Source organism: Streptomyces kronopolitis (genome assembly GCF_050953795.1).
GTDB lineage: Bacteria > Actinomycetota > Actinomycetes > Streptomycetales > Streptomycetaceae > Streptomyces > Streptomyces kronopolitis_A.
The window spans coordinates 2,800,022-2,822,711 of sequence record NZ_CP191850.1 but is presented as its reverse complement, the minus strand read 5'-3'; the positions used below and the strand labels follow the sequence as shown (position 1 = coordinate 2,822,711).

General features: G+C 70.4%; 18 protein-coding genes. 15 read left to right on the top strand and 3 right to left on the bottom strand.

The window, feature by feature from the left end; translation table 11 throughout:
• The first annotated feature begins 75 nt into the window (after positions 1 to 75).
• The 4 genes from tig (at position 76) to clpX (ending at position 4,545) form a co-directional block, all read left to right on the top strand.
• Complete coding sequence (tig, locus tag ACQP17_RS12320; protein WP_433856307.1) at positions 76 to 1,458, top strand: trigger factor; 1,383 nt, start codon at positions 76 to 78, stop codon at positions 1,456 to 1,458.
• Positions 1,459 to 1,745: 287 nt separating this feature from the next.
• Positions 1,746 to 2,348, top strand: a complete 603-nt coding sequence (locus ACQP17_RS12315; protein ID WP_030283915.1) for an ATP-dependent Clp protease proteolytic subunit — start codon at positions 1,746 to 1,748, stop codon at positions 2,346 to 2,348.
• 65 nt (positions 2,349 to 2,413) lie between these two features.
• On the top strand, positions 2,414 to 3,091 hold the full coding sequence (locus tag ACQP17_RS12310) for an ATP-dependent Clp protease proteolytic subunit (protein ID WP_364879966.1): 678 nt from the start codon (positions 2,414 to 2,416) through the stop codon (positions 3,089 to 3,091).
• A gap of 170 nt (positions 3,092 to 3,261) precedes the next feature.
• Positions 3,262 to 4,545: an ATP-dependent Clp protease ATP-binding subunit ClpX gene (gene clpX, locus ACQP17_RS12305; RefSeq protein ID WP_329151337.1), complete on the top strand. Its 1,284-nt coding sequence runs from the start codon at positions 3,262 to 3,264 to the stop codon at positions 4,543 to 4,545.
• Between the two features lie 73 nt (positions 4,546 to 4,618).
• Here the strand turns inward: clpX and ACQP17_RS12300 are convergent, their stop codons facing one another.
• A complete protein-coding gene (locus ACQP17_RS12300; protein ID WP_364879879.1) occupies positions 4,619 to 5,590 on the bottom strand; it encodes a hypothetical protein in 972 nt (323 codons plus the stop codon).
• 176 nt (positions 5,591 to 5,766) lie between these two features.
• Here ACQP17_RS12300 and ACQP17_RS12295 point away from each other — a divergent pair, with 176 nt between their 5' ends.
• Entirely contained in the window at positions 5,767 to 8,415 is a 2,649-nt protein-coding gene (locus tag ACQP17_RS12295) for a valine--tRNA ligase (protein ID WP_433856306.1), read from the top strand.
• On the opposite strand, the gene ACQP17_RS12290 is transcribed toward ACQP17_RS12295, so the two are convergent.
• A complete protein-coding gene (locus ACQP17_RS12290; RefSeq protein WP_433859894.1) occupies positions 8,381 to 9,616 on the bottom strand; it encodes a hypothetical protein in 1,236 nt (411 codons plus the stop codon). The two genes, ACQP17_RS12295 and ACQP17_RS12290, sit on opposite strands and share 35 nt — an antisense overlap.
• A gap of 244 nt (positions 9,617 to 9,860) precedes the next feature.
• Here ACQP17_RS12290 and ACQP17_RS12285 point away from each other — a divergent pair, with 244 nt between their 5' ends.
• The 9 genes from ACQP17_RS12285 to rodA all read left to right on the top strand — a co-directional run bounded on the left by ACQP17_RS12285 (position 9,861) and on the right by rodA (position 20,479).
• Positions 9,861 to 11,309: a peptidoglycan D,D-transpeptidase FtsI family protein gene (locus ACQP17_RS12285; RefSeq protein ID WP_433856305.1), complete on the top strand. Its 1,449-nt coding sequence runs from the start codon at positions 9,861 to 9,863 to the stop codon at positions 11,307 to 11,309.
• Positions 11,310 to 11,442: 133 nt separating this feature from the next.
• The gene (gene folC / locus ACQP17_RS12280) at positions 11,443 to 12,957 is read left to right on the top strand and encodes a bifunctional tetrahydrofolate synthase/dihydrofolate synthase (RefSeq protein WP_433856304.1); all 1,515 of its coding nucleotides are present in this window, start codon (positions 11,443 to 11,445) and stop codon (positions 12,955 to 12,957) included.
• A gap of 2 nt (positions 12,958 to 12,959) precedes the next feature.
• The gene (locus tag ACQP17_RS12275) at positions 12,960 to 13,304 is read left to right on the top strand and encodes a DUF4233 domain-containing protein (protein WP_364879883.1); all 345 of its coding nucleotides are present in this window, start codon (positions 12,960 to 12,962) and stop codon (positions 13,302 to 13,304) included.
• 143 nt (positions 13,305 to 13,447) lie between these two features.
• Complete coding sequence (ndk, locus tag ACQP17_RS12270; protein WP_433856303.1) at positions 13,448 to 13,861, top strand: nucleoside-diphosphate kinase; 414 nt, start codon at positions 13,448 to 13,450, stop codon at positions 13,859 to 13,861.
• 294 nt (positions 13,862 to 14,155) lie between these two features.
• Positions 14,156 to 15,175 (top strand): rod shape-determining protein, encoded by a 1,020-nt coding sequence (locus ACQP17_RS12265; protein WP_003985182.1) that lies wholly within the window; start codon positions 14,156 to 14,158, stop codon positions 15,173 to 15,175.
• A gap of 241 nt (positions 15,176 to 15,416) precedes the next feature.
• Entirely contained in the window at positions 15,417 to 16,349 is a 933-nt protein-coding gene (gene mreC / locus ACQP17_RS12260) for a rod shape-determining protein MreC (RefSeq protein ID WP_433856302.1), read from the top strand.
• Between the two features lie 3 nt (positions 16,350 to 16,352).
• Positions 16,353 to 17,066 (top strand): rod shape-determining protein MreD, encoded by a 714-nt coding sequence (gene mreD / locus ACQP17_RS12255; RefSeq protein ID WP_433856301.1) that lies wholly within the window; start codon positions 16,353 to 16,355, stop codon positions 17,064 to 17,066.
• A 51-nt stretch (positions 17,067 to 17,117) separates the two neighbouring features.
• Positions 17,118 to 19,268 carry a penicillin-binding protein 2 gene (mrdA, locus tag ACQP17_RS12250; protein ID WP_433856300.1) on the top strand — a complete coding sequence of 717 codons (2,151 nt, stop codon included), beginning with the start codon at positions 17,118 to 17,120 and terminating at the stop codon, positions 19,266 to 19,268.
• Complete coding sequence (rodA, locus tag ACQP17_RS12245) at positions 19,265 to 20,479, top strand: rod shape-determining protein RodA (protein WP_364879888.1); 1,215 nt, start codon at positions 19,265 to 19,267, stop codon at positions 20,477 to 20,479. The genes mrdA and rodA overlap by 4 nt, the downstream gene beginning before the upstream one ends.
• A gap of 6 nt (positions 20,480 to 20,485) precedes the next feature.
• Here the strand turns inward: rodA and ACQP17_RS12240 are convergent, their stop codons facing one another.
• Positions 20,486 to 20,929, bottom strand: a complete 444-nt coding sequence (locus ACQP17_RS12240; protein WP_189099124.1) for an ATP-binding protein — start codon at positions 20,927 to 20,929, stop codon at positions 20,486 to 20,488.
• A gap of 181 nt (positions 20,930 to 21,110) precedes the next feature.
• Here ACQP17_RS12240 and ACQP17_RS12235 point away from each other — a divergent pair, with 181 nt between their 5' ends.
• Positions 21,111 to 22,661 carry a CHAD domain-containing protein gene (locus tag ACQP17_RS12235; protein WP_433856299.1) on the top strand — a complete coding sequence of 517 codons (1,551 nt, stop codon included), beginning with the start codon at positions 21,111 to 21,113 and terminating at the stop codon, positions 22,659 to 22,661.
• Positions 22,662 to 22,690 lie beyond the last annotated feature (29 nt).

Below are 22,690 nucleotides of genomic sequence, written 5' to 3'. Positions count from 1 at the left end.
GGCCGGACCCGGATAAGCCGGGCACAGGCAGATCTCACGCAGAACCCCAGAAGTCAGCCCCAAGGAGACCGAACCGTGAAGAGCGCCGTGGAGACCCTGAACCCGACTCGGGTTCGGCTCACTGTCGAGGTGCCCTTCGAGGAGCTCAAGCCCAGCCTCGACGCGGCGTACAAGAAGATCAACCAGCAGGTCACGGTGAAGGGCTTCCGCCAGGGCAAGATCCCGGCCCGCGTCATCGACCAGCGGTTCGGTCGCGGCGCCGTGCTCGAAGAGGCCGTCAACGACGCGCTCCCGAAGTTCTACACCGAAGCGGTCAACGAGGGTGAGCTCAACGTCCTCGGTCAGCCCGAGGTCGACATCACCGAGCTGAAGGACGGCGAGCTGCTGGCCTTCACCGCCGAGGTCGACATCCGTCCCGCCGTCGAGATCCCGGACTACTCCGGCATCGAGGTCGAGGTCGACGCCGTCGAGGTGTCGGAAGAGGACATCGACAAGTCCGTCGAGCAGCTGCGTGAGCGCTTCGCGACGACCAGCCCGGTCGAGCGCGCGGCCCAGGACGGCGACGTCCTGACGCTGAACCTCGAGGCCAAGGTGGACGGCGAGGTCCTGGAGGACGGCGTCGCCCAGGGCGTCAGCTACACCGTCGGCTCCGGCGAGCTGCTCGACGGCATCGACGAGGCCGTCACCGGCGTCGAGGCCGGCGCCAGCGCCACCTTCACCTCCGAGCTCAAGGGCGGCTCCGCCGAGGGCAAGGAGGCCGAGGTCACGGTCGAGATCACCGAGATCAAGTCCCGTGAACTGCCCGCGCTGGACGACGACTTCGCGCAGCTGGCCAGTGAGTTCGACACCCTCGAGGAGCTGCGCGCGGACAGCCGCAAGCGCCTCGAGCAGATGAAGAAGTACGACCAGGCCACCCAGGCTCAGGAGAAGGTCCTGGACGAGCTGCTCAAGCTCGTCGAGGTGCCGATGCCCGAGAAGCTGCTCGAGGACGAGATCCAGACCCGCAAGCACAACCTGGTCAACCACCAGCTCGGCCAGATGGGCCTCGACCTCGCCAAGTACCTGGAGATCCAGGGCAAGAGCGAGGAGGAGTTCGACGCCGAGACCAAGGAGCAGGCCGAGAAGGGCATCAAGACCCAGTTCCTGCTCGACGAGCTGGTCAACAAGGAGAAGCTGAACGTCAGCCAGGAGGAGCTCACCGAGCACCTCATGCGCCGCGCGCAGTCCTCCGGCATGTCCCCCGACCAGTTCGCCCAGGCCGTCGTCGAGGGCGGCCAGGTGCCGATGCTCGTCGGTGAGGTCGCCCGCGGCAAGGCCCTCGCGGTCGTCGTCGAGGCCGCCACGGTCAAGGACAGCAACGGCGAGGTCATCGACCTCGACGACGAGGACGAGACCGCCGAGACGGTCGAGGCCGCCGACGCCGGCGAGACCGAGGCCGACGAGAAGCCCGAGGCCTGAGCCTCCGGCGCCGCGGCGCCGACCGGCTGTGACGGGCCCGAACACGCACGCCCGCGTGTTCGGGCCCGTACGTCGTGAGCGGCCGGTGAGCCTGCGCTCACAGCGAACAGTTATCGATGCGGGATGGCGTTGTCCGACCTGCGCGTTAGGGTCCGTAGATACGAGGGCAGGGGAGTTGCTGAATCCGCGCCGGACCCCTACGCGGCGCCACTCCCCACGCCCCAGAAGACGACGCTGAGACGGCCTGAGCCGTCCGACAACGAGCAGGTGGACACGTGACGATCCCGATGCCTTCCGCCGCCGCTGAGCCGACCTTCGGTGGCCTCGGCGACCAGGTCTACAACCGGCTGCTCGGCGAGCGGATCATCTTCCTCGGCCAGCCGGTCGACGACGACATCGCCAACAAGATCACCGCGCAGCTGCTTCTCCTGGCCGCGGACCCGGACAAGGACATCTTCCTCTACATCAACTCCCCGGGCGGCTCGATCTCGGCCGGCTTGGCGATCTACGACACCATGCAGTACATCAAGAACGACGTGGTGACCATCGCGATGGGCCTCGCCGCCTCCATGGGCCAGTTCCTGCTGAGCGCCGGCACCCCGGGCAAGCGCTTCGCGCTGCCGAACGCCGAGATCCTCATCCACCAGCCCTCCGCGGGCCTGGCGGGTTCCGCGTCGGACATCAAGATCCACGCCGAGCGGCTGCTGCACACCAAGAAGCGGATGGCGGAGCTCACGGCCTTCCACACCGGTCAGACCGTCGAGCGGATCACGCAGGACTCGGACCGCGACCGCTGGTTCTCCGCCGACGAGGCCAAGGAATACGGCCTGATCGACGATGTGATGACCTCCGCCGCCGGCGTTCCGGGCGGGGGCGGCACCGGGGCCTGAGCCCCGTACCACTCGCCCCACAGCCCCCAGCCCACTTGATCGCCACCAGGACGGTGAACACCACGATGAACAACTTCCCCGGCAGCGGCCTGTACCAGGGCGCGGAGTCCGAGTTTTCCGGCCCGCGTGCCGAGTCCCGCTACATCGTCCCGCGCTTCGTCGAGCGCACCTCGCAGGGCGTGCGCGAGTACGACCCGTACGCGAAGCTGTTCGAGGAGCGTGTGATCTTCCTCGGCGTGCAGATCGACGACGCCTCGGCCAACGACGTCATGGCCCAGCTGCTGTGCCTGGAGTCGATGGACCCCGACCGGGACATCTCCATCTACATCAACAGCCCCGGCGGTTCGTTCACGGCCCTCACGGCCATCTACGACACGATGCAGTTCGTGAAGCCGGACATCCAGACGGTCTGCATGGGCCAGGCGGCCTCCGCCGCGGCCGTGCTGCTCGCCGCCGGCACGCCCGGCAAGCGGATGGCGCTGCCGAACGCCCGGGTGCTGATCCACCAGCCCTACAGCGAGACCGGCCGCGGCCAGGTCTCCGACCTGGAGATCGCCGCCAACGAGATCCTGCGGATGCGCTCGCAGCTGGAGGACCTGCTGGCCAAGCACTCCTCCACGCCGGTCGAGAAGATCCGTGACGATATCGAGCGTGACAAGATTCTGACGGCGGAGGAGTCCCTGGCGTACGGTCTGGTCGACCAGATCGTCTCGACCCGGAAGTCCTCCGTGTCGATCGGCTGACGATCTTCGCAATGTGAGCCGGAGCGTTGCCCCCTTGGACCGGGTCGGGATCGAGTGAACCGAGTCGGTCCAAGGGGGGCCCGTACGGGGGGCCCGGCAAGGTACCGTCGATAGGCAAGCACCCGGGTCCGTGGAAGCAATGCGGATCCCAGGCGAAGGGGAAGCACCTCGTGGCACGCATCGGTGACGGCGGCGACCTGCTCAAGTGCTCATTCTGCGGAAAGAGTCAGAAGCAGGTGAAGAAGCTCATCGCGGGACCTGGTGTGTACATCTGCGACGAGTGCATCGACCTCTGCAACGAAATCATCGAGGAGGAGCTCGCCGAGACCTCCGAGGTGCGGTGGGAGGAACTCCCCAAGCCGCGGGAGATCTACGAGTTCCTGAACGGCTATGTCGTCGGCCAGGACCCCGCCAAGAAGGCGCTGTCGGTCGCCGTCTACAACCACTACAAGCGGGTGCAGGCGGGCGAGAACGGCCCCGGGCGCGGCGAGGAGGGCATCGAGCTCGCCAAGTCCAACATCCTGCTGCTGGGCCCCACCGGCTCCGGCAAGACGCTGCTCGCCCAGACCCTCGCCCGGATGCTCAACGTCCCCTTCGCGTTCGCCGACGCCACGGCGCTCACCGAGGCCGGCTATGTCGGTGAGGACGTCGAGAACATCCTGCTCAAGCTGATCCAGGCCGCGGACTTCGACATCAAGAAGGCCGAGACCGGCATCATCTACATCGACGAGATCGACAAGGTCGCCCGGAAGAGCGAGAACCCGTCGATCACCCGCGATGTCTCCGGTGAGGGCGTCCAGCAGGCCCTGCTGAAGATCCTGGAGGGCACCACCGCCTCGGTCCCGCCGCAGGGCGGCCGCAAGCATCCCCACCAGGAATTCATCCAGATCGACACCACCAACGTGCTGTTCATCGTGGGCGGTGCCTTCGCCGGCCTGGAGAAGATCATCGAGTCCCGGTCCGGTGCCAAGGGCATCGGCTTCGGCGCCACGATCCGCTCCAAGCGCGAGATCGAGTCCAAGGACCAGCTCCAGGACGTCATGCCGGAGGACCTGGTGAAGTTCGGGATGATCCCGGAGTTCATCGGCCGTCTGCCCGTCCTCACCTCGGTCCACAACCTCGACCGCGAGGCCCTGCTGCAGATCCTGGTCGAGCCGCGCAACGCACTCGTCAAGCAGTACAAGCGCCTCTTCGAACTCGACGGTGTCGAGCTGGACTTCGACCGCCCGGCCCTGGAGGCCATCGCCGACCAGGCCATCCTGCGCGGCACCGGCGCCCGTGGTCTGCGCGCCATCATGGAGGAGGTCCTCCAGGCGGTGATGTACGAGATCCCGTCCCGCAAGGACGTGGCCCGCGTCGTCATCACCGAGGACGTCGTCCACTCGAACGTGAACCCCACCCTGGTCCCGCGCAACCGCGGCGAGTCCGGGGAGCCGCAGGAGAAGAGCGCCTAGGGGGTCCGCCCCACCGCACGGGAGCCGCCCGGCAGCAGCTGCTGCCGGGCGGCTCCCGTCGTGCCGGCCGCGGTCACTTCTCCTTGCGGACCTCGGTGCGCACCTTCGCGGTCATCTCCGACAGCTGCTCGGCGCTGGGCGCCTTCCCGCTCTCCCCGCCGGGAGAGGGGGTCGGGACCACCGAGACCGTGCCGATGGCGCTGCTGTCGCCCCAGATGCACATCGAGAAGTTCACCGCCACGTTCACGCCCCCCTGGGCGGCGGAGAGCTTCTGCTCCTTGCACTTCATGATCGCGCCGTCGAAGCCGCTCGGCGAGTACGCGGTGGGACCGGAGACCGTCTCGATCTTGAAGCCCTGGCCGGCCGAGTTCTTGTTCTGGTCCTCCTCCAGCCGGGCGAACGCCTGGTTCACGGCCGACTCGGGGTCGGCGACCTTGCCGTAGACACCGCCCACGTTCAGCTGGAGCTTGGCGACGTTGGCGTACTTGCCGGAGACCGCCTTGCTGTCCGTGATCCCCATCGCCTTGGCGTCCTTGTCGTTCGAGACGTCCTTGACGGCGCCGGCGGGGGAGCCGAGGGCCTTGCTGTACTCCCCGCTCAGCAGCTTGTCCGGGAGGGAGATCGTGTAGGGGGCCACGTCGCCGCCCGAGCCGAAGACGAAGTAGGCGCCGATGCCGATGGCCGCCACCACCACGACCGCGCCGGCGATCAGGCCGATCTTCTTGCCGTTGCCGCCGGACTCCGGGGCGCCCTGGGGGATCATGCCGTAGGGGGTCTGCTGGCCGCCGTACGGTGCCTGCTGGCCGTATCCGGGCTGGCCGTATCCGGGCTGGGCGGGCTGCTGGGGGTAGCCGTAGCCCTGCTGCGGGGCCTGCTGGGGAACCTGCTGCGGGTAGCCGTAACCCTGCTGCCCCGGGACCGGGCCGCCCTGCTGCGGGTAGCCGTAGCCCGGCTGCGGGGCCGGCGGCTGCTGCGGCTGGCCGTACGGACCCGGCTGCGGGGGCTGCTGGCCGTACGGGCCGGGAGGCGGCTGGTGGTTGCTCATGGAGCGGTTCCCCTCGTGACAACTGAAGACAGTTGAGTTCTGCGTGTGAAGTTCTGGGTGTGACGTGCGGTGATGTTCGCGCGCTCGGGACATCCTGTACGACGCCGCCGACAGCCGTGGCCCCGGGGGCGAAACCGATTCGAAGCCGCGACATCCGCGCCCGTACACTGTGCGTCGTGACCGAGAACACTCAGCAGAGCAACCACAGCGCCCCCGAACTGCCGACTCAGTACACGCCGGCCGAGGTAGAGGGGCCGCTGTACGAGCGCTGGGTAGAGCGGGGCTACTTCGAGGCGGACGAGAAGAGCGACAAGCCGCCGTACACGATCGTCATTCCGCCGCCGAACGTCACCGGCTCCCTGCACCTGGGGCACGCCTTCGAGCACACGCTGATCGACGCCCTCACCCGTCGCAAGCGCATGCAGGGCTACGAGACGCTCTGGCAGCCGGGCATGGACCACGCCGGCATCGCCACCCAGAACGTCGTCGAGCGCGAGCTCGCCAAGGAGGGCGTCTCCCGGCACGACCTGGGCCGTGAGGAGTTCGTCGAGCGCGTCTGGCAGTGGAAGAGCGAGTCCGGCGGCCAGATCTCCGGCCAGATGCGCCGGCTCGGCGACGGCGTCGCCTGGTCGCGCGAGCGCTTCACCATGGACGAGGGCCTGTCCAAGGCGGTCCAGACGATCTTCAAGCGGCTCTACGACGACGAGCTGATCTATCGCGCCGAGCGCATCATCAACTGGTGCCCGCGCTGTCTGACCGCGATCTCGGACATCGAGGTCGAGTACCAGGACGACGACGGCGAGCTGGTCTCCATCCGCTACGGCGAGGGCGAGAACTCCATCGTCGTGGCGACCACCCGCGCCGAGACCATGCTCGGCGACACCGCCGTCGCGGTCCACCCGGAGGACGGGCGCTACGCCCATCTCGTCGGCACCGAGATCGAGTTGCCGCTGACCGGCCGCCGCATCCCGGTCGTCGCCGACGAGCACGTCGACCCGGAGTTCGGCACCGGCGCGGTCAAGGTCACCCCGGCCCACGACCCCAACGACTTCGAGATCGGCCGCCGGCACGACCTGCCCAACCTCGCCGTCCTCGACGAGCGCGGCGTCATCACGGCTCACGGCCCCTTCCAGGGCCTGGACCGCTTCGAGGCCCGTTCCGCGATCGTCGGCGCGCTGCGCGCCGAGGGTCGGATCGTCGCCGAGAAGCGCCCGTACACGCACTCCGTCGGGCACTGCTCGCGCTGCAAGACCACCATCGAGCCGCGGCTGTCGATGCAGTGGTGGGTCAAGGTCGGCCCGCTGGCACAGGCCGCGGGGGACGCGGTCCGTGACGGCAAGGTCGCGATCCACCCCAAGGAGATGGAGTCCCGCTACTTCGGCTGGGTCGACAACCTCCACGACTGGTGCATCTCGCGGCAGCTGTGGTGGGGCCACCGCATCCCCGTCTGGTACGGCCCGAACGGCGAGGTCGTCTGCGTCGGACCGGACGACGAGGCGCCCACCGGCGAGGGCTGGACGCAGGACACCGACGTCCTGGACACCTGGTTCTCCTCCGGGCTGTGGCCGTTCTCCACGCTCGGCTGGCCCGAGCAGACCCCGGGCGTCGAGAAGTTCTACCCGAACTCCGTCCTGGTCACCGGCTACGACATCCTCTTCTTCTGGGTCGCCCGGATGATGATGTTCGGGCTGTACGCGATGGACGGCACCCCGCCGTTCCACACCATCGCGCTGCACGGCATGGTCCGTGACCAGTTCGGCAAGAAGATGTCCAAGTCCTTCGGGAACGCGGTCAATCCGCTGGACTGGATGGACGCCTACGGCTCGGACGCCGTCCGGTTCACGCTGGCGCGCGGGGCGAACCCGGGCGTCGACGTCCCGATCGGCGAGGACTGGGTCCAGGGCTCGCGCAACTTCGCCAACAAGATCTGGAACGCCACCCGCTTCGCGCTGATGAACGGCGCGACGGTGGAGGGCGAACTCCCGCCCGCCGAGCAGCTGTCGGCGACCGACCGGTGGATCCTCTCCCGGCTGAACTCGGTCGTCGCCGAGGTCGACGCGTACTACGACGACTACCAGTTCGCGAAGCTGTCGGACACCCTCTTCCACTTCGCCTGGGACGAGGTCTTCGACTGGTACGTCGAGCTGTCCAAGACGACGTTCATGGCGGGCGGCCCGGCCGCGGAGGCCTCGCGCCGGGTGCTGGGCGAGGTGCTGGACGTCACGCTGCGGCTGCTGCACCCGGTCGTGCCGTTCGTCACCGAGACCCTGTGGACGACGCTGACCGGCGGTGAGTCGGTCGTGATCGCCGAGTGGCCGAAGGCCGTGCTGGTCGCCGGGGCCGATGCCCCGGGCGGGTTCCGGGACGCGGCGGCCGAGCGGGAGATCGAGACCGTCCAGCAGGTCGTCACCGAGGTCCGGCGCTTCCGCTCCGACCAGGGGCTGCAGCCCGGCCAGAAGGTCCCGGCGCAGCTGGAGCTGTCCGGTACGGCGCTGGCCGCGCACGAGGCCGCGATGCGCTCGCTGCTGCGCCTGCAGCCGGCGGGCGAGGGCTTCAGCGCGACCGCCTCGCTGCCGGTCGCGGGCGCGACGGTGGCCCTGGACCTCTCCGGCGCGATCGACGTCGAGGCGGAGCGCAAGCGGCTGGCGAAGGACCTGGCCGCGGCGGAGAAGGAGAAGGCGCAGGCCACCGGCAAGCTCGGCAACGAGGCGTTCCTCGCCAAGGCGCCGGAGCAGGTCGTGGACAAGATCCGGGTCCGGCTGGCGGCCGCGGAGGCGGACATCGTCCGGATCACCGCGCAGCTGGCGGCCCTGCCCCAGGCGTAGCCGCCGGGCCCGGCCACGGTCCGGGATCCGGCCGGCCCTCCCCGGGAGCGCCGTACGCAGGCCCCTCGTCCGTACGGGCGGGGGGCCTGCGCCGTCCCCGGCCCCGGCCCCGTCCTTGTCCCCGGCTTCCGCGTTCGCGTACCGGCCAGAGCAGCACATACGCCGTCGAGACGCCCACGAAGGCCAGCCGGATCAGGCCCCGGGCGGCGTCGTCGGGGACGGCGAAGACGCTGCCGTAGAGGACGAGCAGGCCCAGCCAACTCCACCAGGGCACCAGCCGGCGCTGGCCGATGACGTCCCAGAGCAGGGTGCCCAGCAGCACGGACGCCGTGTAGTAGGTGTAGACGCTCGGGTCGAGCACGATCCGGGCGTTGGCGCCCAGCAGCACCACCGCCGCCCAGCGCCCGCGCCGGACGGCGAGGGTGCCCAGCGCGAGCCCCAGCGCGGCCTGCGCGGGCCGGTCCCAGCCGGGCGTCTTCGGGTCGCCGACGCCCAGCCAGCGCAGGGCGGACGCCGGCTGGTTCGGGATGGCGAACTTCGCCGCGGCGAAGGAGTGCGCATCGCCCAGGAAGAAGGGCAGCCAGGCGACGGCGACCAGGCCCGCGCACCACAGCCCGGCCCGCAGCCACTTCTCCCGCGGCAGCGCGAGCAGCAGCGGGAGGAAGGCGAGGGCGGTGGGCTTGGAATCCATCGCGAGGGCCAGGAAGAGGCCGGTGCGGGCGGCGTCGCCGCGGGTGACGGCGCGCACCGCGAGGGTGGTGAAGAACAGTGCGAGGACGTCGTCGAGATGCCCGAAGCGGACCGCGACCTCGATCCACATGGGGATGAAGGCCAGCCCGGCGATCAGCACGCGCTGCCGCAGCCGCTGGTGGTTGGTGCCGGTGCCCAGGAAGTGGTGGGCGGCGCTGCGGCCCGCCAGCACCACGATGACCAGGCCGAGCAGCGACATCAGTGCGGCGGCCAGAAACTGGCCGGTGACCTCGGGGAACGGGTTGAACAGCCCGGCGGTCAGAAAGCTGAGCGGGCCCATCTGCAGCTCGGGGTGGTGCGCGTAGAGATTGAGCCCGCCGGTGCCGTGGTCCGAGGTGCCCTGGTAGATCAGCTGTCCGCCGGTGTGCAGGTAGTGCCAGGAGAACCCGCCGTGCGGCTCCACGAGGACGAACCACAGCACGGTCCAGGCGCTGAGCAGGACCAGATGCATCCGCTGACTGATTGCCGGCACCCGTCCTCAGCTCCTGCCTCTCCGTCCGCGCACCCGCGGTGATCATCCGGGGCGGCCCGCAGCCCGCCGTGGAAGAGGGGCGAACGCGGCGAAAAGTTGTCCCGGGGCGGCACGGCGGCCGTTCTCATGGCCCTCTCATGAAGGCGAGGCACGGTGGACCGGAAATGCCGGAATACCGACGTTCCGGCCGTACCGCACGTCCCGTACGGAGGAGCCGCGCACCGTGAACAAACCCCTGCGACGGGCCGCGATCTTCTGTCTCGCACTGATCCTCGCACTCATGGGCTGGGCCACCTGGATCCAGGGGGCCAAGGCCAGTGACTACAAGGAGGACCCGCACAACCCGCGGGTCGCGATCGGCAAGTACTCCGCGCCCCTGGGCAACATCCTCGTCGGCGGCGAGCCGGTCACCGGCTCCGCCGCGACCGACTCGACGCTCAAGTACAAGCGGACGTACAAGGACGGCCCGATGTACGCGCCGGTGACCGGCTTCACCTCGCAGATCTACGGGAGCAACCAGCTGGAGAGCCTCTACGGCGACCTGCTCGACGGCTCCGACAGCAGGCTGCAGAGCCCGGCCGACGCGCTGACCCGCGAGCGCGCCAAGGGCGGCGACGTGGCCACCACCATCGACCCGAAGGTGCAGGAGGCCGGCTACCGGGCGCTGGGCGGCAAGAAGGGCGCAGCCGTCGCCATGGACCCGGCCACCGGGCGGATCCTGGGCATGGTCAGCGCGCCCTCGTACGACCCCGGGAAGTTCGCCGGGTCCTCGGGCGCCGACCAGAAGGCGTGGAAGAAGCTGTCCGACGATCCGGACAGCCCCGAGGTCAACCGGGCGCTGCGGCAGCCGCTGCCGCCCGGCTCCACCTTCAAGCTGGTGGTCGCCGCGGCCGCGCTGGAGAACGGCCTGTACTCCTCGGTGGACGAGCCCACCGACAGCCCCGACCCGTACACCCTCCCGCACACCCGTAAACCGCTCACCAATGAGAACGCTTCCGCGCCCTGCAAGAACGCGAACATCCGCACCGCGCTCCAGTACTCCTGCAACACCGTCTTCGGGAAGATGGCCGTGGACCTGGGCAAGGACAAGGTGAAGGCGCAGGCCGAGAAGCTCGGCTTCAACGACGGCAAGATCGACACCCCGGTGCGGGCCGCCAAGAGCGTCTACCCCGGTGACATGGACGAGGCGCAGACCGCCCTGTCCGGCATCGGCCAGTTCAACGACCAGGCGACCCCGCTCCAGATGGCGATGGTCACGGCGGCCATCCAGAACGGCGGCGAGCTGAAGACCCCGCAGCTGGTCGACAAGCTGACCGACGGCGGCGGCAACACCGTCCAGGAGAACGGCCCGAAGACGTACCGCAAGGCGATGTCGGGGCGCACGGCGGAGCAGCTGCGGTCGGCCATGCAGACGGTGGTGGACAAGGGCACCGGGTCCGGCGCGAAGATCGACGGACTGACCGTCGGCGGCAAGACCGGCACCGCCCAGCACGGCGTCGACAACAGCGGTACGCCCTACGCCTGGTTCGTCTCGTACGCCGAGGACGGCAAGGGGCACCAGGTGGCGGTGGCCGTGATGGTCGAGGACGGGCACGCCGCCCGCAACGAGGTCTCCGGCAACGGTCTGGCGGGCCCGATCGCGCGGGCCATGATGAAGGCGGCGCTGCAGTAGGAGCGCGGCGGCGCCGGCGGGGGCGCCCGGGATCCGGGCCGCTGCCGGGCCGGCCGGCCGCCGGGTGACGGCGCGGTCTCGGCGCGGGCGGCTCAGCGCACCGCTGTCGGAGGGGCCTCGTAGACTGGTCGGCGTGAGCGAGCGCCCCGAAAACGACGACCCCGACCCGAACGACGCCTTCGACGACATGGTCGAGGCGGAGACCGACAGAGACCCCGATCTCGCGGTGATCGAGGCCGGCAGCCGGACCTTGCGTGCCCAGGCCGGGCCGCCGCAGGGGGACGGGATCCCGGCCCGGCCGGCCGACCCCGAGGTCGACCGTGCGCTGCGCGAGGTCGAGGAGGAGCTGGCCGGCCGCTGGGGCGAGACCAAGCTCGACCCCTCGGTGCAGCGCATCGCGGCGCTGCTGGACATCCTCGGCTCGCCCCAACGGGCGTATCCGTCCATCCACATCACCGGCACCAACGGCAAGACCAGCACGGCCCGGATGATCGAGGCCCTGCTGTCCGCCTTCGAGCTGCGCACCGGCCGCTACACCAGCCCGCACGTCCAGTCGATCACCGAGCGGATCAGCCTGGACGCCGCGCCGATGTCCGCCGAGCGGTTCATCGAGACCTACCGCGACATCGCCCCGTACGTGGAGATGGTCGACACCCAGCAGGAGTACCGCCTGTCGTTCTTCGAGGTGCTGACGGCGATGGCGTACGCCGCCTTCGCGGACACCCCCGTGGACGTCGCGGTCGTCGAGGTCGGCATGGGCGGCACCTGGGACGCGACCAACGTCATCGACGGCGATGTCGCCGTCGTCACCCCCATCTCGCTGGACCACACCGACCGGCTGGGGGAGACGCCCGAGCAGATCGCCGGTGAGAAGTCCGGGATCATCAAGAAGGACGCCACGGTCGTCCTGGCCCAGCAGCCGGTGGACGCGGCATCGGTGATGCTCAAGCGCGCGGTCGAGGTGGACGCCACGGTCGCCCGCGAGGGCATGGAGTTCGGGGTCATCTCCCGTGAGGTCGCCGTCGGCGGCCAGATGCTGACCCTGCGCGGACTGGGCGGCGAGTACCCGGAGATCTTCCTCCCGCTGTACGGCGCCCACCAGGCGCACAACGCCGCGGTGGCGCTCGCCGCGGTGGAGGCCTTCTTCGGCGTCGGCTCGGAGCACGCGCGCACCCTCGACATCGACACCATCCGCTCCGCCTTCGCCGCCGTCACCTCGCCCGGCCGGATGGAGGTCGTGCGGCGCAGCCCCACGGTCGTGCTGGACGCGGCGCACAACCCGGCCGGCGCCGGGGCGGCCGCCGAGGCGGTCACCGAGGCCTTCGGGTTCAGCCGGCTGGTCGGCGTCGTCGGCGCCAGCGCGGACAAGGACGTCCGGGGCTTCCTGGAGGCCTTCGAGCCGATCTTCGCCGAGGTCGTGGTGACGCGTAATTCCAGCCATCGTGCGATGGACCCCGACGAGCTGGCCGCGGTGGCGGTCGAGGTCTTCGGCGCCGAGCGGGTGCAGGTCGAGCCGCGGCTCGACGACGCCCTGGAGGTGGCGATCACCCTCGCCGAGGAGGAGGGCGAGTTCTCCGGCGCGGGCGTGCTGGTGACCGGTTCGGTGATCACGGTCGGCGAGGCCCGGCTGCTGATGGGAAGGGGCTGATCGTGCGCACGCTGTGTGCGAGCACCCTGATAGGTGAATTCTTCGTCATCGGCTTCGCCGGCCTGGTGGCGATGCAGATGTCCGACCTCCCGACGGCCACGATCTGGACGGTCAGCGGGATCGGGATGCTGCTGAGCCTGCTGCTGTGCGGGATGCTGACCCGTCCGGGTGGTGTCCAGCTCGGCTGGCTGCTGCAGCTCGCCCTGATCGCCGCCGGCCTGGTGGTCCCGACGATGTTCTTCCTCGGCGTGGTCTTCGCGGCCCTGTGGTGGGCGTCGGTCCACTACGGCCGCAAGATCGATGCGGCGAAGGCCCGTTGGGCGGCCGAGGCGCCGACCGCGGGCTGACCTGCGACGCCCGGCCGCGGAGCCCCCCACGGGGGCGCACTCCGCGGCGCGGGCCCGCCGGGTGGGCGGGTGACGGCTGGTGGGGGCGCCCCTGTAGCCTCAGTGCACCCGCTGACCATTGTTCATATCCAGGGAGTCCCTCCGTGAGCCAGCGCACCCTCGTCCTCCTCAAGCCCGACGCCGTCCAGCGGGGTCTGATCGGCGAGATCCTCGGCCGTATCGAGCGGAAGGCAGGCTGGACGATCAGCGCGCTGGAGATGCGGACCCTGGACCGGTCCCTCCTGGAGCAGCACTACGCCGAGCACGTCGGCCGGCCGTTCTACGAGCCGCTGGTCGCGTTCATGTCGGCCGGTCCGGTGGTCTCGATGATCGTCGAGGGCGAGCGGGTGATCGAAGGCGTGCGGGCGCTGGCCGGTCCGACTGACCCGATTGCCGCACCGAGTGGGTCCATTCGTGGGGACTTCGGAACGATCACCCGGGAGAATCTGATCCATGCCTCGGATTCCGAAGAGTCCGCCGAGCGCGAGATCAAGATTTTCTTCCCCGGAGTTTCCTGACGCATCATCAGCTGTACACCCCTCGTGACCAGGGGCGACCGAGAAAAACATCGGTCGCCCTTTGGTGTATACGACACGATCGGGGGAACGCATCACCGCGACACGACGTCACCATTGAAGGGGCCGGGAACGTGTACGGCTGACAATGGCGGAACAGCCTCCCGACGTGTTCGAGTGGGCCCACCACGAACTACCATGGAGGCTTCCGCGCCTCGCAGCGCATCACCTCCTGCCGACCTCCAGTAAGCATTCGCTCCAGTTGGGAAGGCCAGACGTATCCTCATGGGGAACAACATGTCGTTCATCGGCCGTGACATGGCTGTCGACCTCGGGACCGCCAACACGCTGGTGTACGTCAGGGGCCGCGGAATCGTTCTCAACGAACCGTCGGTCGTGGCCATCAACACCAACACCGGCGGCATCCTCGCGGTAGGTGCTGAGGCGAAGAAGATGATCGGGCGCACGCCCGGCAACATCGTCGCCGTGCGGCCCCTGAAAGACGGCGTGATCGCCGATTTCGAGATCACCGAGCGGATGCTCCGCTACTTCATCCTCAAGATCCACAAGCGGCGCTACCTCGCCCGCCCGCGGGTCGTGGTGTGTGTGCCCTCCGGCATCACCGGAGTCGAGCGCCGTGCCGTCATCGAGGCCTCGACGCAGGCCGGCGCGCGCCAGGTGCACATCATCGAGGAGCCGATGGCCGCCGCGATCGGGTCCGGTCTGCCGGTCCACGAGGCCACCGGCAACATGGTCGTGGACATCGGCGGCGGCACCACCGAGGTCGCGGTGATCTCGCTCGGCGGCATCGTCACCGCCCAGTCCATCAGGGTGGCCGGCGACGAGCTGGACAACGCGATCATCCAGCACATCAAGAAGGAGTACAGCCTTCTGCTGGGCGAGCGCACCGCCGAGAGCATCAAGATCACCATCGGCTCGGCGTACGACCTCGAACAGGACGAGCACACCGAGATCCGCGGCCGTGACCTGGTCTCCGGCCTGCCGAAGACCGTCGTGATCTCGGCGGCCGAGGTCCGCAAGGCCATCGAGGAGCCGGTCAACTCCATCGTCGACGCGGTCAAGACGACCCTCGACAAGTGCCCGCCGGAGCTGTCCGGTGACGTCATGGACCGCGGCATCGTGCTCACCGGAGGCGGCGCCCTGCTCCGCGGCCTCGACGAGCGCCTGCGCCGCGAGACCGGCATGCCCATCCACATCGCCGAGGACCCGCTCGACTCCGTCGCGCTGGGCTCCGGCAAGTGCGTGGAGGAGTTCGAGGCGCTCCAGCAGGTCCTCGATTCCCAGCCGCGCAGGTAACACCCGCCGGGCCCGTCCGGCGCCGCGGCCGTCACCCGGCGGCCACGGCGGCCGGACGCCACGGCGGCAGCGGCCGATCCGTCCGCCGGATCGCTGATATACAGGCACACATCCCAACAGACACGGCGCCTGACGCTTCACCATCCGGCACCGTCACATCAGGCACAACGCTCAACTCCCGAACGAGACCGGCGGGGCCCGCAGCCGGCCGGTCCTACGAGGAAGGACACGGCCGCCGCACGTGAGGGACACACGAGAGAGCCGGCTGCTGCTGGTGCTGCTGGTCGCGATCGCGTTCGCGCTGATCACGGTCGATATCCGCGGCGGCGAACAGTCCCCGCTCGATGGTGCCCGGCACGCCGCCGCCTCCGCCTTCGGGCCGGTCGAAAGCGGAGTCGCCCGCGTCGTCGACCCGGTCGGCAACGCCGTGGGAGCCGTGCGCGACTCCGGCCGGCGGCACGACCGGATCAGCACGCTGGAGCACCAGAACGAGGCGCTGAAGGCCAAGCTCGGCTCCTCCGACCGCAACCGCGCCCGCGCCGCCGAGCTCGACAAGATCCTCAAGACCGCCGGCACCGGCCAGTACGCCATCAAGGGTGCCCAGGTCATCGCCATCGGCTCGGCCCAGGGCTTCTCCTGGACGATCACCATCGACGCCGGCAGCCGCGACGGCATCGCCCGCGACATGACCGTACTCAACGGCGACGGCCTGGTCGGCCGGGTCACCACCGTCGGCCCCAGCACCTCCACGGTCCTGCTGGCCGCCGACCCCGACTTCACCGTCGGCACCCGCATGGAGAAGACCAACGAGATCGGCTTCGCCAACGGGCAGGGCGTGCGCTCGCTGCGCGTGCAGCTGCTCAACGGCCGGGCCAACATCAAGAAGGGCGACCGCCTGGTCACCTTCGGCTCCAGCAAGGACAAGCCGTTCGTGCCGGGGGTGCCGGTCGGCAGGGTCGTGCGGGTCGAGCCGTTCAACGGCGATCTGACCCGCACCCTCCAGATCCGGCCCTACGTCGCCTTCTCCCAGCTCGACATCGTCGGCGTCGTGGTCCAGCCGCCCCGCGAGGACCCGCGTGACACCGTGCTGCCGCCGCGGCCCGCCAAGCCCAAGCCGACACCGACGGTCACCGTCACGGCCTCCCCCTCCGCGAGCGCCTCTCCCAGGAGCTGACCGATGCGCATCAACCGGATCCTGCTCTCGGCCCCGCTGGTGGTCGTCGCCCTCGTCATCCAGGTCACGATCCTGGCGCGGCTGCAACTGCCCGGCGCGGTACCGGACCTGCTGCTGCTCGTCGTGGTCGCCCTGGCGCTGGTCTACGGCCACGTCGGCGGCGCGCTCATCGGCTTCTTCGCCGGTCTGCTGGCCGACCTCGCCCCGCCGTCCGACCACGCCATCGGCCGCTACGCGCTGGTGCTCTGCGTCATCGGCTACGCCGCGGGCCTGACCCGCCCGGACTCCGGCCGGCACCGCTCGGCGACGCTGCCGTTGCTCGTCGTCATCGGCGCCGCCATCGGCTCGACGCTGATGTACGCCGGTGTCGGCGCGCTGGTCGGCGACACCGCCGCCCGGCACGTCGGCATCGTCGGCCTGCTGCTCAGCGCCACCCTCTACGACCTGCTGCTGGCCCCCTTCACCGTCCCGCTGGTGATGGCGCTGGCGCGGAAAACGGACAGCGATCTGCTGGCCGGCGACGGCTCCGGCAGTACGAGCGGCTCCGCCGGCGACGCCGGGTACGGCTGGCTGACCACCGGCACCGGCCTCAAGGCCAGCCGCGGCGCCATGAAGTCCCTGCGCCCCGGCGCCGGCATCGGCAGCCAGCGCGGCGGTCTGCTCGGCAAGTCCGCCCGCGACAAGGTGGGCCGCATCAAGGGGGTCAAGCGACTGTGACGCCCTCCCGTCTCCATCCGACCACCACCCCTCATGGAGGCGCTGCGCGCCATGAGTAATCTCCCGGAAACCCGGACCTCCCGGGTCACCGTCCGGCTCATCGCGATCCAGATCCTGGTCTTCTCCCTGCTGGTCACCCTCGGCGGCCGGCTCTGGTATCTGCAGATCCGCAATGGCCAGGAGTACGCCAACGAGGCCAAGAGCAACCACGTCCAGCAGGTCGTCGAGCCCGCCACCCGCGGCTCCATCCTCGACGCCCGCGGCGTGCCGCTGGCCGACAACCAGACCCGGCTGGTCGTCTCCGCGAGCCGTACCGACCTGCTGAAGATGAAGGACGACGGCAAGGCGGTGCTCGGGCGGCTCGCCAGGGTGCTCGGCATGTCGGCGAAGGAGATCCGCGACAAGGTCCGGCTGTGCGACTCCAAGACGCCGCAGCCCTGCTGGAACGGCTCGCCCTACCAGCCGATCCCGATCACCGACGCGGCCACCACCCAGCAGGCGCTCCAGATCCGTGAGCGCTCCGAGGACTTCCCCGGCATCAGCGCCGAGCCGACCGCCGTCCGCCGCTACGCGGCCCCCGGCACCGCCAACACCGCCCAGGTGCTGGGCTACCTCTCGCCGGTCACCGACGCCGAGATCACCAAGGCCAAGGACACCCGCTCGCCGCTGCTGCGTTCCGACCAGATCGGCCGGTCCGGGCTGGAGCGGACGTACGACGGGGCGCTGCGCGGCAAGGCCGCCGTCACCCGCTACGAGGTCGACAACCTCGGCCGGGTCATCGGCCAGGCCAAGAGCGAGAAGGGCCGGGCCGGAGCGAGCGTCGTGACCAGCATCGACGCCCGTGTGCAGGCCATAGCGGAAAAGCAGCTGGACCAGGCCATGAAGGACGCCCGCAAGGAGTTCGACAAGAACACCGGCACCAACTACAAGGCCGACTCGGGCGCCGTGGTCGTCATGGAGGCCAAGACCGGCCGGGTGGTGGCGATGGCCTCCAACCCCAGCTACGACCCCAACGCCTGGGTCGGCGGGATCTCCGGCAAGGACTACGCCCACCTCACGGGCAAGGACTCCGACTACCCGCTGCTGAACCGCGCCATCCAGGGGCAGGCCGCCCCGGGCTCGATCTTCAAGGTCATCTCGACCTCGGCCGCGGTCAACGCCGGCTACGACTTCAACGGCCACTACCCCTGCACCAGCTCGTACAGCATCGGCGGCCAGACCTTCAAGAACTTCGAGGGCGAGGGCCACGGCGACATCAGCCTGGGCCGGGCGCTGGAGGTCTCCTGCGACACCGTCTTCTACCGGCTCTCGCACGAGGAGTGGAAGAAGGACGGCGGGGACAAGCCGAAGAAGGACCCCAACGACTGGTTCTACAAGACCGCCCACCAGTTCGGCCTCGGCAAGGAGACCGGCATCGACCTCCCCAACGAGGTCACCGGCCGGGTCCCCGACCGCAGGTGGAAGAACGCGTTCTGGAAGGCCAACAAGGCCGGCTGGTGCCAGCAGGCCAAGGCCTGGCCGAAGAAGAAGGACTTCGGCACCAAGCTCGCCCGTGAGGGCTGCCTGGAGGGCATGAAGCTGCACGCCTACGACTCGATCAACTACGCCATCGGCCAGGGCGACACCCTCGTCACGCCGATCCAGATGGCCACCATCTACGGCGCGATCAGCAACGGCGGCACGCTCTACAACCCGACCGTCGGCAAGGCGATCGTCAGCCCCGACGGCAAGCACATCCAGCGGATCGCGCCGCACCCGCACGGCAAGCTGCCGGTCACCCAAAAGACCCTGGCGCAGATGGACGGCGCCCTCGCCGGCGTCGCCACCCGGGGTACCGCGGCCTGGCGGTTCGGCGGCTGGCCCCAGGACAAGATCCCGATGCACGCCAAGACCGGTACCGCCGAGGTCTACGGCAAGCAGACCACCTCGTGGTTCGCGACGTACACCAAGGACTACACGATCGTGATGACCATCGCCCAGGGTGGTACGGGCTCCGGCGCCTCCGGTCCCGCGGTGCGCAACATCTACAACGCGCTCTACGGGATCGACGAGAAGGGCGGCATCGACCCGAAGGCGGCCCTGCTGCCGAAGCCGGAGGCCAGGCTGCCCAAGATCGACACCGATGGCTCCATCGAGGCCCAGCCCATCAAGCCCTACGCCCCGCCGTCGCCCTCGCCGTCCGCATCGGAGAGCCCACGATGACGACCAGCCACACCTCCCGGGCGTTCTCGATCCGGCGCTACACCCCCGAACTCGGCACCTGGGGAAAGCTGACGGCGCGTGACTCGGTGGTGCGCAAGCTGGACTGGATACTGCTGCTGTCCTGTCTGGCGCTGTCGCTCATGGGCTCGGTGCTGGTGTTCTCCGCCACCCGCAACCGCACCGCGCTCAACCACGACGACGAGTACTTCTTCTTCCTGCACCATCTCCTCAACACCGGCATCGGCCTGGCGCTGGCCGCCGGCACGATCTGGCTCGGGCACCGCACCCTGCGCGGCGCGGTCCCGATCCTCTACGCGCTGTCGGTGGTGCTCGCGCTGCTGGTGCTGACCCCGCTGGGCGCCACCATCAACGGCTCGCGCTCCTGGCTGGCGATCCCCGGCGGATTCTCGCTCCAGCCCGCCGAGTTCGCGAAGATCACGATCACCCTCGGCATGGCGATGATCCTGGCCTCGCGGGTCGACGCGGGCGACCGTCCGCACCCCGATCACCGCACCGTCGTCCAGGCCCTGGGGCTCGCCGCCGTCCCGGTCGCGGTCATCCTGCTGATGCCCGACCTCGGTTCGGTCATGGTGCTCGGCGCCGTCATCCTCGGTGTGCTGCTGGCCTCCGGTGCCTCCAACCGCTGGATCCTGGGGCTGGGCGGCACGGGCGTCGTCGGCTGTGTGGCCATCTGGCAGCTCGGTCTGCTCGACGAGTACCAGATCGCCCGCTTCGCCGCGTTCGCCAACCCCAGCCTCGACCCGGCCGGTGTCGGCTACAACACCAACCAGGCCCGGATCGCGATCGGCGGCGGCGGACTGACCGGATCCGGCCTGTTCCACGGCAGCCAGACCACCGGCCAGTTCGTCCCCGAGCAGCAGACGGACTTCATCTTCACCGTCGCCGGCGAGGAACTCGGCTTCCTGGGCGCGGGCCTGATCATCGTGCTGCTCGGCATCGTGCTGTGGCGCGCCTGCCGGATCGCCCGCGAGTCCACCGAGCTCTACGGCACGATCGTCGCCGCCGGCATCATCGCCTGGTTCGCCTTCCAGTCCTTCGAGAACATCGGCATGACGCTCGGCATCATGCCGGTCACCGGCCTCCCGCTGCCGTTCGTCTCCTACGGCGGTACCTCCATGTTCGCGGTCTGGATCGCGATAGGGCTGCTGCAGTCGATCCGCGTCCAGCGGCCGCTGTCGGCCTCCCGCTGACCTCCCTCACCGCCCGAGGTACAGCTCGAACCACAGTGAGGTGGCGCGCGGCCCCTCGCACGGCGTCGTTCCCCAGGCGTCGGCGAGGTGGCCGGTCAGCAGCAGCCCGTGGTCGGCTCCCTGCTCGCCGTCCGGCGGGGCCGGGCGCGGGATCCGCACCGGCGCGGTGTCGTGAACGCTGATCCGCAGGCCGTGCCGGGCGGTCAGCATCCGCAGCAGGATGTCCGCGGAGCGCGGGGTGTGCAGATGGCAGCGGGTGACCGCCTCCGAGGCGAGCAGGACCGCGGTGTCGCGCAGCGGGTCGAGGCCGGTGCGGCGCAGCACCGCCCGGACGAAGTCGCGGGCGGCCTTCGGGGCGGTGGGCTCGCTCGCCGCGGTCAGGAGGGACGGGCGGGCGCCGGTCGAGACGTGGATGGGCGCCCGGGTGGCGGGTACGGCTTGGGGGTGCACGGGTGTCTCCCTCCCCGAAGGGGTCGAGTGCGCGGCCGGTACCACTCTGCGTGGCCGACTCGTCACACACCGTAAGTCACCGCATGCGGTGCGTGCCACCCACCCGGCGGATCCCGGACAGTCGGCGTCCGGCCGGTCCGATGGGTGGCCCCGGGTGGCGCGGCGTGACTACATTCGAGGCATGGCGGACACCGTGCGCGAGATCGAGCGGAAGTACGAGGCCGACCGGACCACGCAGCTGCCCGACCTGACCGGCGTCGGCGGGGTCGCCACCGTGGTGGAGGCGGGTACCGAGGATCTGGACGCCGTCTACTACGACACCGCCGGCCTGTGCCTGGCCGCCGAGGGCGTCACCCTGCGCCGCCGCACCGGCGGCAAGGACGCGGGCTGGCATCTGAAGCTCCCGGTCGCGCCGGGCGTCCGCGACGAAGTACGGGCCCCGCTGTCCGACACCCCGCCCGCCGCGCTCACCACCCTCCTGCGGTCCCGGCTGCTGGACCGCGCGCTGGTCCCCGTCGTACGGCTGCGCACCCACCGCACGGTGCGGGTGCTGCGGGACGCCGGGGGTGCGCCGTTGGCGGAGGTCGCGGTGGACGCGGTGCGCGCGCGGCGGATCGGCCCGCCCGCCGGAAGCAAGAAGGCCGAGGCGGCGCCGGACAAGGCCCGGTGGCACGAGATCGAGGTCGAACTCGCCGGCGGCGGGCCCGGGCTGCTGGACGCGGTCGGCCGGGAGCTGGCCGCGGCGGGGGTGCGCCCCGCCGGCTCCGCCTCGAAACTGGCGCGGGCGCTGGCCGAGACGGGCCAGCGGTACGAGGGCGCGGCGGGGCCCGGCGCGTCGAGGGGTGGCGGCACCGCCGGCGAGGTCGTCCTGCGCTATGTCCGCGAGCAGGTGCGCACGATCGTCGAGCTGGATCCGGCGGTGCGGCGCGACCTGCCCGACGCGGTGCACCGGATGCGGGTCGCCACCCGCCGGCTGCGCAGCGCCTTCCGCTCGTACGCCAAGGTGCTCGACCGCGCGGACACCCGCCCCATCGGCGTCGAACTCAAGTGGCTGGCCGCGGAGTTGGGGGTGGAGCGCGACCGCGAGGTGCTCACCGCGCGGCTGCGGGCCGCGCTCGACGGGGTGCCCCGGGAGCTGCGGCTCGGCCCCGTGGACGCCCGGCTGCGGATCTTCTCCGAGCGGCGCCGGGCCGGCGCGCGCGGGCAACTGCTCGCCGTCCTGGACGGGCCCCGCTACCTCGCCCTGCTGAAGCGGCTGCACGCGCTCCTGGAGGCGCCGCCGCTGCGCCCCGCGGCCGCACGCCCGGCGCCCGACGTGGCCGCCCGGGCCGTGCTGAAGGACTACCGGCGGCTGGCCGGCCGGATGGAGACCGCCCTCGCGGCCCCGGCCGGACGGGCGCGGGACGAGGCGCTGCACGGCGCCCGCAAGGCGGCCAAGCGGACCCGGTACGCCGCGGAGGCGGCCCGCCCGGCGCTCGGCCGCCCGGCGAAGAAGTTCGCCCGCCGCATCAAGCGGGTGCAGCAGCTGCTCGGCGACCACCAGGACAGCGTCGTGGCCCGTGGCACGCTGCGCGAGCTGGCGGCCTCGGCCCAGCGGGTCGGCGAGGCCGGCTTCACCTTCGGTCTGCTCCACGGGCGCGAGGAGGCGCTGGCCGCCGACCGGGAGCGCCGGCTGCCGCGCGTGTGGAAGAAGGCGTCGCGCCGCAGGTACCGTGCCGCGCTGCGGCCGTGACCTGGTCCGCAGCCGCTGGTCCGGCCCTC